Here is a 14,442-nt window from a genome sequence, read left to right as displayed (position 1 = left end):
CCCGGCATGAATGTGCCCATTACTTCCCCCCCAACTAACCCCAACTCCCGGCAACTGAGCTTTGCCTATGGGGATGAACGCATCACGTTTGAATGCCTGCCCCGCCCCCAGGCCAATGGGCGAGTGCTGATCAAAGTACACCCAGATTGCCGTGTGGTGGTCAGCGCACCGGAACCTATCGATAACGATGCGGTTTTAAAAGCGGTAAAAAAACGCGGGCGCTGGATTTACCAGCAGCTGCGGGATTTCCGCAAAGCGCTGGAATATATAACGCCACGGCAATATATCAGCGGCGAGAGCCACTACTACCTAGGCAAGCAATATCTGCTGAAAGTCATTGAGTCTGAAGACACCCAACAACAGGTGAAATTACTGCGCGGCAAGCTGGAAGTATCCGTGCGGAAAAAAGACCCCGAAAGGGTGCGCCTGCTTTTGGTCGAATGGTACAAGTCGCGCGCCAAAGAAATTTTTCACCGCCGCCTGGATACTCTGCTTGAGCAGACCCTGTGGGTTTCCGGGCGCCCGCCCCTGCGTATCCTTAGTATGAAAACCCAGTGGGGCAGCTGCTCCCCCCAGGGGCGTATTACCCTCAATCCCCACCTGATAAAAGCGCCGCGCCAGTGCATCGACTATGTCATTTTGCACGAGCTCTGCCATATCGCCGAACACAACCACAGCGAGCGATTTTACCGTTTAATGAATCAAGTGATGCCCAAGTGGGAAGGCACGAAAAACAAACTGGATGCTATGGCGAATCTGATTCTGGGTGATACCCTGCCCCATTCTTTTAGCCAATAATCATTTCAACTTTCGTATGGAACCTACTGCCACCTCAGGGAAAAATCATATGAGTAACACAGCGTGGGTGACCAGCGCCATCTCCGAAGCCGATACCCTTTGGCAAAATTCGCGTACATCGATCGAAGGCAAGTCATTTAGTGATGTGCAGGACTCTAACGGCCTCCAGTATGTCGACCTGGTGATGGAAGGCGGTGGCATGCTAGGGATTGCCCTGGTGGGCTACACCTACATCCTTGAGAAGGCCGGTATTCGCTTTCGCAAGGTTGCAGGTACTTCTGCAGGTGCCATCAATGCACTATTTTTAGCCGCTGCCGGTACGCCGAGCTCACTTAAGAGTGCAAAGTTACTGGACATTATGGCTAAGGCGGACTTTGCCAGCTTTGAAGATGGTGAGCGCTTTGCACGTAAAACGGTGCAGCGCTTGCTCAAAGGCAAAGGGCTTTTTAGTAGCCTGGCCCTACACCCATTCGACTCCCTGCGTACCTGCAAACAGCTATTGCGAGATAAGGGCCTCAATCCTGGCGACGCTTTTAGCCAATGGTTGCAAGAAGAGTTATGCCAGCTGGGCATTACCAATACCGCACAACTTAAGCAGCGTATCAACCAGTTTCCCACTCTCCATTATCGGGGAGAACCCGATCATCAGGTGGGCGCTGCAGAAGTGGCGCTGGTAGCAGCGGATATTACCACTGAGACACGGGCTGTTTTTCCGGCAAAGGCCCCCCTCTACTTTAGCAACCCGGATGCGATAAATCCCGCCGAATTCGTACGAGCTTCTATGTCTGTGCCGGGCTTTTTCAAACCCTATACAGTGAAGAATATTCCCCAGCTGGATGAATGCAGTTCAGTGGCCGAGAACTGGCGCAGTATCAAGGGAATTGGTGATCCCAGGCTGTTCTTTAAAAATGGTTTTCCTAAAGAAATTCAGTTTGTGGATGGTGGCCTGGTATCCAACTTCCCCTTTGATATCTTCCACAAGCCAGTCGGTACCCCCAAACTACCCACTTTTGGCATTAAGCTGGAAGTGGACCACTACCAACCCAAGTCTGACAAGGTGGGGCGCTTTGCCATGGGGCTGATCAATACCTGCCGTAACATGCTCGACAACCATGTGCGGGCCAGCCTAAATGCGGAATACCACACGCTGGTGAAAGAGATCGCTATAGAACCTATGACCAACGGCGAGCATCCCCACTGGTTGGATTTCGCCATGCCAGGAGAACACTGCGAACACCTGTTCCTTTCCGGCGTAAGGGCGGCGATCGAGTTCCTAAGCAACGGATTTCAATGGGAGGATTACCTTGTTCTGCGCAGGCCGGAAGTTTTCTACTCTGGGGAGCAGTTGGCTTAAGGAAAGAAAGCCGGGTAAAAAGTACCCGGCATAGATTTTTTAAGGGCGATTAGAAGGAACGACGTCGATAACTGCGATAGTTTGCGTGCCAGAAGTTGCGCTTGAGAGACCTCTCTAACTGCTCGTGGCTCACTTTGGGGGCAACTCCATCAAGCTGTGCCTGGGCAGCTACAGCTCTGGCGATATCAATACTCACCTCACGAATATCATCCAAGTGCGGCAGCAGCGCGCCCTCCCCCTGTTTCACCACTGGAGCCTGCTCCGCCAGGGCGTTGGAAGCTGCCATCAACATGCCATCGGTAACCCGTGTGGCGTTGGCTGCGATCACCCCAAGACCGATACCAGGGAAGATATACACATTGTTGCACTGAGCAACCGGGTGGTGGCGCCCATCAATTTCCACGGCAGCAAAAGGACTACCGGTAGCCACCAGCGCCTCTCCCTTAGTCCAAGTATATATTTCCGTAGGAGTCGCCTCCGCGCGGGAGGTGGGGTTTGAAAGCGGCATCACCAGTGGGCGCTCATGACCAGCTTGTAACGCCTCAATTACTTGTTGGTTAAACAACCCACCTTGCCCGGATACGCCAATAAGAATACTTGGTTTCACCTTACTGATCAGACTTTGCAGGTCTGACTCTGGCGCCCCATCGAAGATATCCGGTGACTGAGCCAGTGCAGCCTGGAAGTCGTGCAGCCCCTTCATATCCGAGGTGACCAATCCATAGCGATCAAACATAAAAATACGCGAGCGCGCATCCGTATCACTTAGCCCCGCCTGTACCATGGCGGACACCACCTGCTCAGCAATTCCGCAACCGGCAGAACCAGCACCCACAATCAAAACCCGCTGGGCTGTTAAGGGCTCCTGCCAGGTTTTACAAGCAGCCAAAATAGTGCCCAGGGTAACAGCGGCGGTACCCTGGATATCGTCATTGAAACAGCAGATTTGATCCCTATAGCGCTGCAGTAACGGCATGGCATTCGTTTGAGCAAAATCTTCAAACTGCACCAAAACCTTGGGCCAGCGACGCTTCACCGCCTCGATAAACTGCTCTAAAAACTCATCGTACTCCTTTTGAGAGATACGCTCATGGCGCCAACCCATATACATAGGATCACTGAGCAGAGTGCGGTTATTGGTGCCAACATCCAAAGTGACCGGAAGTGTGTAAGCTGGGCTGATACCACCACAGGCGGTGTATAGAGACAATTTACCAATGGGAATCCCCATACCGCCAATACCCTGGTCGCCGAGACCGAGGATACGCTCACCATCGGTAACGACGATAACCTTGACGTTTTCCTTAGTGGCACTGCGCAAGATATCATCTATGTATTCTCGGTCTGGGTAGGAAACAAACAGACCTCGATGGTTGCGATAAATATTAGAGAATTCCTCACAGGCCGCCCCAACGGTAGGCGTATAGATGATCGGCAGCATTTCATCAATATGATGCTCAATCAGGTAAAAGAACAACGTTTCATTGTCGTCCTGTATACCACGCAAAAAGATATGCTTATCCAGGCCAGTCTTACACTGTTGGTACTGGTAATAGGCCCGTCGAGCCTGTTCCTCAATAGTCTCTACATTGGTCGGCAAGAGACCCGCCAGATTAAACTCGAGCCTTTCCTCTAGGGTAAATGCACTGCCTTTGTTTAGCAGTGGCATTTCCAGTAGAGAGGGGCCAGCATGCGGGATATATAAGGGACGCTTTTCGTTGTTGCTCATAAACCTGCTTTTTCAATGCGGTGATAGACGAGACATATTGCGCAAATAGCTTCCAACCTTAATGAATAATGCAAAGGGAGCCACTAATTTGCACAAACCCGCCAGTCCAAGGGGGCTTAAAGACTATCTAGTGTTATGGACTTTAACAAGGCCTACCCTCTGCACCTTGGGATCAGGATAAGTGCCTTTTAATCATGCTAGCTTGCTTTTTACCGATGCTCTCAGGGCTGAGACTAAACGACTCCAGGAACAACGAGAGTAAGAAATAAACAACTGCGAAGCCTGTAAGGAGAAGTGTGCTGCCCACCTGTATTTCCCTCCTAGCCCCATAGTTTCATGGGAATTCTCAAGAGGAAGTTAGGAAAATGTGGTTAGAAAGCTTGAGGGAGGAAGAATTGGTACCTGCAAAGACAAAGTATCGAAGAGGTGGGAAATAGGATGTCACCAACCAGCACCTAGCGCACAAGCAAACAGAAACAGCAATAGTAGTACTGTCTATTTTGGCGCAGGAACATGTCCATAGTGACCATGCTGTCTATCTGGGCGTCTTGAAGTTTCGGTAAAGCAGGCAATCATTTTTCAACCATCAGAAAGCCTTTCAGCAAAAGCTCTTTGTAGAAGCGAAGCAAGATAGAGGGGCCCTGAAACTGTAGGCACAGTCTTCTTAGGAGCCCCAAGGCCACTATTTAATTGAAATGGCAACTCTTATCTCATTTGGGCTCAGGTAATGTTCAAAGTCTGTGGTGTAGGCTCTTTGATGAGGACAATCCGGTGAGGAAAAGTAATTCCATATCTCACCCCATAAGTCGATAACCGTCTGCGGCATTTCCCCCTGGGCGGAAAACACCAGATACTTACCCGATTGCACATGTATCGGCTTGAAATCTTCGGACATATCTGTCGAAAGCAGATCTGAGCAAGCATAGACATCAAACAACCCGCTATGGTCTGACTCATAGTTGGTATAAACCCCATAAATCTGGGGAACTCCCGTAAACTTGGGAGCTGCCTCGGTACTAAACTTCTCCCACAGGGGAGCTATTTGCGCAGTAGAGGCATCCGCCTCATTCTCATTCTTTGTTCTTGCGCATAGCCCCACCAGATCAAGGCCGGGAATTTGTTCAACAACCATAACTACCTCATTTTTATCAATTATTGATGTTACTTGTATTCCAATACACAGCTAAGTGCATGGATGAACAACTAAAGGGGTTCACCTTAAAGCTAAGGGTAGCTCCTTCCCTGTAGTAATTTCCTTGCTTTGAGCCCCAAACCGAAGAAAAATTCCACAACTACCTCTTGCTGAGTTAATCGAGTTTTTCTGGCCTGTAACGGTTGAGAAATTGAACCGCCTCGTCACGCTGTTCCAAAGAGAAGCACTGGATATCTATATTCCTAAATATCTTATCTTCAGCCTTCACAATCTTTTGTAGCCATTGCTTATCCGTCAGAATGGCTGCCGCAGAGATATTAGAAATACCAACATTAACCAAGTATTTCAATTTTTCTAGCACTGCCGAGAACTCAAGCCCCTTAAATGACTCAATTTCCTCATAGATAGTGATCCTCTTATACTTCTCACCAAGCAACTTTGCTTGAGCCAAAGTCTCAGAAACATCACTTTCTGTAATTGAATCAGATACCCTGAAAGCGAGGGCATTAGGAATACCGATATCTATCGCTTTGATCATCTCGTTAATCCCATTTCCAATAATCTACAGTCAGAAATTAATAATATGCTGTGGACAGTACCATCCTATTTATCACATTAAGCTTATTTTAAGCGCAGGATAAAAGTATCAGGAGGAAATACTCTACAACGCTCTACAGGAATCTGCTTTCTTTTTGATTTGCAAGGCAATCTCTTTCGTTAAGATTTGCCCACCTAACGACCAGTTTTCTGCCTCAACCAAGTCTAAAGAAACCCACACATGCTGCCTAAAACTCTCATCTCCGCCGCCTTCGACCTCCACCATAATATCACTGATTTTTTGCAGCAACTCCTTCTTCACACGCTCATCAACTAGCTCCTTAACTGTTGTAATTGTTACATGTGGCATAAAACCCTCCAATTGGTACTAAGTGAAATTTAGAAAATCAATCAAACTTAAAACAACTCTACAGAAGACAAAAAGGCATTAGATAGAACCATCTCTCAATGGGATGCAATAACTGCAGAACTAAAAGATGCATAGTAGCAATGACTAAAAATTCATTCTTAAACTCAAACTCTCCACAGGTCAGCACTCCATCTACTACAAACCTATCAAATACTGTATATAAATACAATACTGGGTAAACAGCAATTAATTTCAACTCAGGATCGGGGATACCTCGCAATCCATAGACTGCGAGGCCGGCTAAAGGTGTACGCAGAGAGTTGAGTCTTCTATTTTACTTGCTCATTACTATGAAAGAGATCTAGAAGCTGTTTCATAACTTCTTTAACGTAATTAACATGCATGTAATATCGAAAAAAGCACGATAAGTGGACAAATGTCGCTCCCACCTAACAACTAAACGGCGGTAATTTCCCAACTACGCAAAAGTCCGCTCAACTTTCCAGCGGCGAGAGTCCTTTCTGAGCTTTCTGCCATCCTGCTTTGAGACCTTTTACCTATTTCTCCTGTGTGGACAGATAAGGTCGATTTCACGACTCAACAAGCTACATCTGAGAGGATCCGTGTCTGCCGCTTTATCATAAACTAAGCGATGAATCTTTGTATTTTTATACGTAGCATCAAGCAATGGGGGTAATAACTTTACTTCTGCTGGTGAGGCCGAAGTAATGGTGCTTCCCAGTGGAATACCTTCGCCATCGACCACCACCATCCACTTTGAACCCTTGCCCCGCATGATTTTCCCGATTTCGAAGCCCCTTTTTTTGCTGGTGCAAAGCTGCCATCAGAAAAGACCTTCTCCCAGTTAAGGAAAGACTGTTGATCCAACGGCTCCAGAACGCAAAACCCACAGGATACCTTCAAAGCAAGCTCGATTATCAATGGGTTTTGGGCCTCTCTTCCCCCGTTTTAATTCAAAAAGACAAGGTTCGATCAATTTCCATTGATCATCGGTTAACTCTGACTTGAATCGGCTCACTACTGCTGGACTTTTTTCTATGTAACTGTGTGAGAATAGCCAATTTCAAGTTATGAAACAGGTTCTAACAACTTAAAAATCTCACGAAAAACTTGAACCTATTAAAGCACTATTTTTACACGATCAACACTATCATTAGTTGTATTTTTTGTGAATCACTCAGTTTCCCCGGATAAAATGTCACAAAGACATCATTGTAATCTGGAAACTCTACTACTCGACCAAACCTAATACACAATAGAATCCCATCTGTAGCTAAAATTCAATTTCAAATTCAAGCACTTTCAAACCAACCACAAAAGCAACACAGCAAATATAAATTCAATCAATATAAAGTGTTTGAATTTTTAGAATATCTTAAAAACAGCGATATCTAAAGTGCACTTACATCAAATAGCCCCCTTTAGATAAACTTCTCTAATGAGGGCATAAATCAAATATAAAAAACCAATACAAAGAAGACACTTAAATTAGTGTCTTCTCTCTTAAGGTACAGCTCTTAACCTTTCAGTCAAAAATACTATGAAGAGCAAATGTACGTAGAATTTGCATCACTAGCCCCGCCCAAAATCATCAGCAGTGGCACATTGACGATCTGGGTAGGGAAAGCTTTCATTCAGCGTTCTGTAAGCAGAACCTGCATCAAGAATCCAATCGAAACCTAGCATTGCGGGATTGGTCACTCCAGCGGTTAACGGTCCCTTAAACAAACCATCAAACAGAGCATCTTTTGCACGCCAATCTTTCCAGAGTACAAAACCTGATGATGTAGAGAAGTTGTCAAAGAAACGGTACTTGCCTTCACTCCCAATAGATCTTGGTAACGGCGGGGCACACAACATCCATTGATGGTTACCATCAATGCTTTTGAAAGAACCAGCAACCAAATTATCAGCGCTTAATCCATTAAAAATAGACTCGCTCAAACCTTGGGTCCTCGCCAATGCTTTCAGTCCCGCCGCATCCAACAAAGCCAGTTTCGCCAAAGTAATTGCGTTTGCCACTACCGGATACTCACTCACACTGTAGTCGCCATTACCATCCAGACGCATCTCTGCAGTGACTCGATAAGCCATATCTGGGATTTTAACCAAATGCTGAGTATTGGATTCATTTTTCGAATACCAGGAATTCAACGCAGTATCGGTCATGGGTGCATCAAGCAGGTCGAGTAACTCCTTAAATTCGGTGGGCAGCACATCTTCCACCTCTTCAATCGCATACTCTTTTACCTCTCCCTTTAATCCATCGATTACCTTTCGGAGCTCTTCTCTGGCATTGCGTACCGTAAGAGGAATTGGTGCATTATCAAGAACTGTCAAAACATCAGACAGGGAATCGATCATACTATCGACATTTTGCCAAATCTCACAAGCTTGCGATGGCACTCCAATAAAAGTTGGGCCGTAGCAGTACACCCAATCAGTTAAAGGGTCTACACTACTGGCACTTTGATCCATGGTATTTACCATCATGGTTGCGGTAGTGCGTGTATATTCCAACATTGCAACATCAACCCCTGATTTCCACATCTCAAATTTGGACTGGATCGGGCTAACATCATTATTCAGAAGCTGCAAAAGATCGATGGCGGCATCTGCAATGGCATGCAGATTTCTCTGTGCTTTTTGCATTTCTGCATGAGCTTCTCGAGCATCCTCAATATTCTGTTTAGCTAAATCATTTGCCTCTTCTTCTAGTTCATGAATAATTTTAAGCGCTGCATATTCGCCAACGTGGACAGTCTTTGCAAGACTCTCGCACATACCAACATCATCCGAAATAAGTTTATCGGATTGCATGCCTATCACTGCTTTCTTAGAGTCAACTTCACGAATCCAAAAGTGATCCACAACATTATGATCAAAGCTTAGCCGAACCCTCCAGTCATATTTTTTATTATTAACAAGAGGGATAAAAGTGTCTCCTAATGCAATAGGTACAAAAGGGTGTTGAATGTGTTTTCGTGCCAACCTCACGACATTAGTGACACCGTCGACCATGTAATCTAGATGGCTAAGTAATAACTCCTTCCGGATTTTATTAGGGTCTATAATACAACTTGACGAAGCTCCGGACCAAGAGCAGGCTGGACTTGAAGATTCTTTGATGTTCTCAATCTCTTTTTTTAAGCTATCAGCCCATTCTTTTAAATAGGAATCAGAATGTAGTTGTCCAGCAGTTATTCCTTTGACATCGGAATACCAGTGATCCTCACCGTCACCGTCAAAGAGGCTTCCCGGGTTTAAAGATAACTCAACTAAATCCTCTAGACTATCTACCCCCAACATATTAGCAATAGGATCAAGGTCAAGTGATCGGTCAATCAAACCGGCCGGGTCTATTGTTTTCAGAGCAAATTCACAGCCCTTTGCCGTTATTTCTGTGCGCCAGTCCAGCTGAGCTTTTTCTAATTCATGCTTTTTGTTGACTAACTTAGCATGTGAGATTTGTACCTTATCTAGGGCATCAGCCACCCCATCAAAGCCACGCCCTTCAAAATCAAGCCTGTATTTTAACAAGTTATTACTTATTGATTGGGCTTTATCAATACCTATGTTGGCTTCATCAATAAAATCATTAGCAATGTTATTTAGATCACTAGCCATTGACGCCGGCATTTCATAGCCAGTCCACTTCTCTACAAGGTATTGGGTTACCCACACATCAATGGTGTGCCAATAGCCATTTGCATCAATTGCCTGGTTATATAGCTGCTCCCTGAGCTTTGAAATTGAAGCCAAGTGAGATGCCAGGGGGTTTTTTCCATACTGCTCTGTTGGAATATCAGCATAAATAAGCTTGTCTCGAAGAAACTCAAACAGCTCATCATCATTGAGATTAATTCTTTGATAAGGCTCACCGAGAGCTTTACCCAGATAATCGCGTAATACAGGCACCTTGGAATCAATATAAGATTCAAGAGCTATATGGCGCTTTTCATTTAAACTTTCACCATCAAAAATAGCAAAGATATCACCTGAGTACTGGTTTACATAGGTATGAGCGAATACATCTGCCGAGGCATGTCCGAGGTATCCATAGATATAAGCTTTACCCTTACTAGAGGTGTCCTTCTGGGTCAGCAAGTACCTTAGCCAGTCGTCTGTGTTATAACGTGTATTATCCTCTTGAACTATCGCATCACCAGCCTCATTTTTATCCAGTGCCCCAGGGTGAACGCTAGTCTGGCCAACTACAAAATCGGGAGAAGCATCGGGCCCTATATTGCCAAGCAGATAAGCGGACTGATTCTTCAGGATCGCTGAAGAAACATCATCTGGAACATCGATATCATAGTAATTATTGTTGATTTCAAAAGTTAGCTTGCCATCATCGGCAAGATCGTTGATCACTTCTTGTCCAACATATACATGGCTTTTTAACTTAAATGCCCACCCCTGATTGGTTGCCAACAAACCAAAAAGAAGACATGCAAGCTGCCCTCCTAGCCCTTTCTTTCTATTGAACATCTATTGGGATCCTAAACACAAAAAAAGGAATTGTATCAATTTAATCTTAAAATATGTAGCCTGAGGACCAATTTGTCTACTTCTATACCCTACAAAGTAATAAGTTTTGGGCGGCCAAATATTGGTCAACCTTGAGTAGAGAAAGATCATACAAAGCTTGAAATAAATAAACACATCCACTTTAAGTGGCGCAGCTATAGATTCGAAGATAAATTTACGAACTGTTGACACTCTTTTTATAGTAGGCTTTTAATGGTGAAAATAATTCTGCTCAGAAAATATTAACAGCCAATGTATTTTATAGTCTTTTTCCCTGAAATCCTCAGCCACTTTAGTCCTTTCTAATACTACGGGCGCAATTCGACACTAGTCTACCAACATAAACGACACACGCTTGGCCACTAAAAAATCCAGCGGGCTCCAATAATTTAACATTTTCTTTGCGAAAGATTAATTCAGAATATCCTATGGTCAATCTAGCTTTCAGTACTTTGCCAACTTTCATCCCTTTGGGAAATAAAAGTTTCAGCAGCCCATTAGTATTTTCGTTCAACCCAGGCTCCCAAGAGTGATATGGCCAGGCAATATATATATTGCATCCCCGTTTCCACGCGATCGCCAGTTGAGCCATCTAACCTATCGATAAATAGTTGAACAGCCGACTGTTTTGCCGCACTTATCAAACTGCATATGACCGCAATTTGTTCGGGGCATGCATTTTCAACTAATGATCAATTTGTACTCCCATGCGAAATCGAACTTTGTGTTCTTAGGTGCTCCATGCCGCCGCTGTAGCATCTGTCGGTGAGCGATCTCCACACTGTAAGGGCTACAGCGGCTTAGCTCACGGGAGATAGTTTTTGCTAGAAAGATTAAGTTGGTGCGCAATAGTTCTGGCTGTAGAGGACTTCGATCTGGTATCATTCGTTCAGGGTCAATTGGCTGATGTGGGTTCCCATGGGATTCCTGGCTTGTTTGTGTGGAAGCTAACCAGCCTTCTACCAGTAGGCCCGCTTTCGCCAAGTATGTCGATTCTTGTGGAAATCTAGAGATCATATAAGTTGACAAATCGGCACATATTGTAAACTAAATCCATCATGCCAACCTTAACACTGGCACGCGCAAGTCCAATATTTCGCACGAACCGCTCTACCCTATTCATTATCCATAGAGCCAAACACATACTCAACTCTCGACCGAATTTTTTCAATTCCGCAGTTGGTTTTGGTATCGCATTCACTATGATGTTTACCTCTACAGCCCTATTTGTGTACGTGGCTGTCGCAGCCCATTAATTCCAATGTGATCTCAGGTTCATCGCTAGAAAAGGCACTTTCCGCCCATACATCCTTCGAACTGTTGTCATTAAGTAATTCAGTGAACACATGTGAAACATGCACTTCAGCAGAGCTTGCTTCGTATTTACGTATCAGTTTGTGCTTGTTGCCTCTATAAGCGTGATACTTATATTCGTTGTAACTTCCATTGTTTTTCTCGGACCAACGAGCATCAAGATCCTTCTGCCACTTGACGTTTGGATCTTGTCCATTTCACTTCGAAATCTTTCCTGTCTCAATTTATTTGCTCTATTCTCAGCTATTTCGTTACATCGCCGCATTGTAAAACTGACATAAGCTACTTGATCTTTCTGGTTTTTTATATCCCTGTAGCTCAAGCTAAGAAATGGACAATATAAAAATTGTTCACGTAACTGGTATCCCAGCTCATCACCCAACAAGTTGCATCAATACTGTAATACGAGCGCCTTGAACATCAACACCTTGTCAAAGGGACTTCTTCCAGCTTGATTTTTTCTTGTGGAGGTAAGAATAGTATTTAAGATGCAACGAAAGTCCTCCTTGGTTTCAGATAATATGTTAAGGGAGGACTCAGCTGGTAAAGTCAGTATTTGTCCCGACCAAGAGAAAAATACTGATGAGCTACTACCAACAATGTGAGAACGAACGATACCAGATTTACAACCTGAGAAAATCCGGACACTCACAGAAAGCCATCGAAGAATTATTGGAGAAGCATCCTTCGACGACCAATCGAGAGCTACAACGCAATACTGGTTTTAGAGGATATCGCCCAAGACAAGCACATAGATTTGCGGATCTAAGGCTCTGGCAAGCGTATAAGGTACAAAAAGTTTCTGATGGCGTGCGTCAAAAAACAGACATCCTAACTCGCAAAGAGTTAAGCCCTCAGTAGACATCTAGATATTTAAAGAGATATACGGATGTATCGCTACATCACGAGACGATCTACCAGCTGATGTATTTACATAAGTCAAATTATGAAGACCTATACAAGCATCTTTGAATTGCATAAAAACCTTATCGCAAACGCTAGTTAAGAACGATCGGAACGGAAAGATCATTGACAGAAAGAGCATAGATAATCGGTAAGCGGTTGTTGATCGGATGAATCGGATAGGTGACTGGGAAGGCGATACCGTTATAAAAAGGGGCGTGGCGGAGCTTTGCTGACTATGATCGAGCGTAAGACTCTGTTTATTTTTATGTTGACAGGCAAACAATATGATTTATTGGCTGAAGCAGCTAATAGTTAGATGGTGAGCTTTAAAGATAAAATCAAGACAACTAGCTTCGAAAATGGTCTTGAATTCTCTGGTCATGATAGGATTTCTAAGGGTTAAGAAACCGATAGTTATTTTTCCCACCCATACTCATCCTAAGAGAGAGGGATCAATTAAAACACTAACGGCCTCATTCGACAGTAATTCCTAAAGAAAACCGACTTTAACAAGTAACTGACAAGCAGGTTCAATTTGTAATGGATCGTATGAACAGTAGACCTAGAGTAAGCCGGGGTGGTAGGACACCAAATGAGTTATTTAAGGGGCTGCGAGATGATCTACTAGCAACATAAGAAATTGCAGTTATAACCAAAATCAAGATGTATTACTAGAGGCTGTTTCATAACTTGAAATCGGTTATTCTCACGTAATTACATAGAAAAAAGTCCAGCAATAGTGAGCCGATTCAAGTCAGAGTTAACCAATGATCAATGGAAATTGATCGAACCTTGTCTCCCTGAGTTAAAACGAGGAAAGGGAGGCCCAAAACCCATTGATAATCGAGCTTGTTTTGAAGGCATCCTTTGGGTTTTACGTTCTGGAGCGCGATGGAAAGATCTTCCTTCACACTATCCATCACCGAGTACATGCTGGAGAAGGCTTCAGTTTTGGGAAGAGCAAGGAGCTTGGTTACAGGCATGGAGAAGGTTCCTGGAGTTGTTGGATCAACAGTCTTTGCTTAACTGGGAGGAGGTCTTTTCTGATGGCAGCTTTGCACCAGCAAAAAAGGGGGCTTCGAAATCGGAAAAACCAAGCGGGGCAAGGGTTCAAAGTGGATGGTGGTGATCGATGGCGAAGGTATTCCACTGGGAGGCACCATTACTTCGGCCTCACCAGCAGAAGTAAAGTTATTGCATCCATTACTTGATGTTACGTATAAAAATACAAAGATTCATCGCTTAGTTTATGATAAAGCGGCGGACTCTGATCCTCTTCGAGATAGCCTGTTGAGTCGTGGAATCGACCTTATCTGTCCACACAGGAGAAATAGGAAAAAAGCCTCAAGGCAGGATGGTAGAAAGCTCAGAAGGTATACTCGCCGTTGGAAAGTTGAGCGGACTTTTGCATGGCTGGGAAATTACCGCCGCTTGGTTGTTAGATGGGAGCGATATTTATCCACTTATCGTGCTTTTTTCTATATTGCATGCATGTTAATTACGTTGAAGAAGTTATGAAATAGCTTCTACTCATTCACGTTCAACAATTTCAGTTCGATTTAATAGGTAGCGTAACCTAGCAGATCAAGCCTCAGCAAATCATTATGAGTTAACTCTTGATATTAGGATTCAGATAAGCAGAAATTATTAATTCTCACCACCTCAGAAAAGAACAAGGAAATTGAGAATATCAATTGTACTTTAAAAATAGAATAGACAGCAGAAATGTA

Annotated in this window: 10 protein-coding genes and 2 pseudogenes; 5 read left to right on the top strand and 7 right to left on the bottom strand. The window is 44.3% G+C overall.

Annotated elements, in window-relative coordinates; all coding sequences use genetic code 11:
* Positions 1 to 6 precede the first annotated feature (6 nt).
* Both ACJJH9_RS07640 and ACJJH9_RS07635 read left to right on the top strand, forming a co-directional pair.
* Positions 7 to 798 carry a M48 family metallopeptidase gene (locus tag ACJJH9_RS07640; protein ID WP_444924823.1) on the top strand — a complete coding sequence of 264 codons (792 nt, stop codon included), beginning with the start codon at positions 7 to 9 and terminating at the stop codon, positions 796 to 798.
* A 49-nt stretch (positions 799 to 847) separates the two neighbouring features.
* Complete coding sequence (locus ACJJH9_RS07635) at positions 848 to 2,152, top strand: patatin-like phospholipase family protein (protein ID WP_444924822.1); 1,305 nt, start codon at positions 848 to 850, stop codon at positions 2,150 to 2,152.
* Between the two features lie 49 nt (positions 2,153 to 2,201).
* Here ACJJH9_RS07635 and ACJJH9_RS07630 read toward each other — a convergent pair whose 3' ends face one another.
* From ACJJH9_RS07630 to ACJJH9_RS07600, 7 genes are all read right to left on the bottom strand, one after another.
* Entirely contained in the window at positions 2,202 to 3,881 is a 1,680-nt protein-coding gene (locus tag ACJJH9_RS07630; protein ID WP_252085557.1) for an NAD-dependent malic enzyme, read from the bottom strand.
* 682 nt (positions 3,882 to 4,563) lie between these two features.
* Entirely contained in the window at positions 4,564 to 5,013 is a 450-nt protein-coding gene (locus ACJJH9_RS07625) for a GyrI-like domain-containing protein (protein WP_444924821.1), read from the bottom strand.
* Between the two features lie 175 nt (positions 5,014 to 5,188).
* Positions 5,189 to 5,572, bottom strand: coding sequence for a SpoIIAA family protein (locus ACJJH9_RS07620; RefSeq protein WP_444890602.1), 384 nt, complete (start codon positions 5,570 to 5,572; stop codon positions 5,189 to 5,191).
* 123 nt (positions 5,573 to 5,695) lie between these two features.
* A complete protein-coding gene (locus ACJJH9_RS07615) occupies positions 5,696 to 5,941 on the bottom strand; it encodes a tautomerase family protein (RefSeq protein WP_444890603.1) in 246 nt (81 codons plus the stop codon).
* A 553-nt stretch (positions 5,942 to 6,494) separates the two neighbouring features.
* The gene (locus ACJJH9_RS07610; protein ID WP_444925212.1) at positions 6,495 to 6,749 is read right to left on the bottom strand and encodes a transposase; all 255 of its coding nucleotides are present in this window, start codon (positions 6,747 to 6,749) and stop codon (positions 6,495 to 6,497) included.
* A 57-nt stretch (positions 6,750 to 6,806) separates the two neighbouring features.
* The gene (locus tag ACJJH9_RS07605; RefSeq protein ID WP_444924820.1) at positions 6,807 to 6,980 is read right to left on the bottom strand and encodes a transposase; all 174 of its coding nucleotides are present in this window, start codon (positions 6,978 to 6,980) and stop codon (positions 6,807 to 6,809) included.
* Positions 6,981 to 7,534: 554 nt separating this feature from the next.
* Positions 7,535 to 10,453: a zinc dependent phospholipase C family protein gene (locus ACJJH9_RS07600; protein WP_444924819.1), complete on the bottom strand. Its 2,919-nt coding sequence runs from the start codon at positions 10,451 to 10,453 to the stop codon at positions 7,535 to 7,537.
* A 1,935-nt stretch (positions 10,454 to 12,388) separates the two neighbouring features.
* Here ACJJH9_RS07600 and ACJJH9_RS07595 point away from each other — a divergent pair.
* From ACJJH9_RS07595 to ACJJH9_RS07585, 3 genes and pseudogenes are all read left to right on the top strand, one after another.
* Positions 12,389 to 13,348: pseudogene (locus tag ACJJH9_RS07595) on the top strand (IS30 family transposase).
* Positions 13,349 to 13,451: 103 nt separating this feature from the next.
* Positions 13,452 to 13,841 carry a transposase gene (locus ACJJH9_RS07590; RefSeq protein WP_444924818.1) on the top strand — a complete coding sequence of 130 codons (390 nt, stop codon included), beginning with the start codon at positions 13,452 to 13,454 and terminating at the stop codon, positions 13,839 to 13,841.
* A pseudogene (locus ACJJH9_RS07585) lies at positions 13,778 to 14,230 on the top strand (IS5 family transposase); the annotation flags it as partial. The gene ACJJH9_RS07590 and the pseudogene ACJJH9_RS07585, both read left to right, overlap by 64 nt.
* Positions 14,231 to 14,442 lie beyond the last annotated feature (212 nt).

The sequence above is a fragment of the Microbulbifer mixtoriginis (SeqCode) genome (assembly GCF_052466715.1).
The sequence above is the reverse complement of the archived record's forward strand: the minus strand, read 5'-3'. Positions and strand labels throughout refer to the sequence as shown.

Coding starts and splice junctions, on each gene's coding strand:
- ACJJH9_RS07620 (WP_444890602.1), bottom strand. CDS start 5,572: ATGATCAAAGCGATAGATATCGGTATTCCTAATGCCCTCGCTTTCAGG.
- ACJJH9_RS07640 (WP_444924823.1), top strand. CDS start 7: ATGAATGTGCCCATTACTTCCCCCCCAACTAACCCCAACTCCCGGCAA.
- ACJJH9_RS07625 (WP_444924821.1), bottom strand. CDS start 5,013: ATGGTTGTTGAACAAATTCCCGGCCTTGATCTGGTGGGGCTATGCGCA.
- ACJJH9_RS07635 (WP_444924822.1), top strand. CDS start 848: ATGAGTAACACAGCGTGGGTGACCAGCGCCATCTCCGAAGCCGATACC.
- ACJJH9_RS07630 (WP_252085557.1), bottom strand. CDS start 3,881: ATGAGCAACAACGAAAAGCGTCCCTTATATATCCCGCATGCTGGCCCC.
- ACJJH9_RS07615 (WP_444890603.1), bottom strand. CDS start 5,941: ATGCCACATGTAACAATTACAACAGTTAAGGAGCTAGTTGATGAGCGT.
- ACJJH9_RS07600 (WP_444924819.1), bottom strand. CDS start 10,453: ATGTTCAATAGAAAGAAAGGGCTAGGAGGGCAGCTTGCATGTCTTCTT.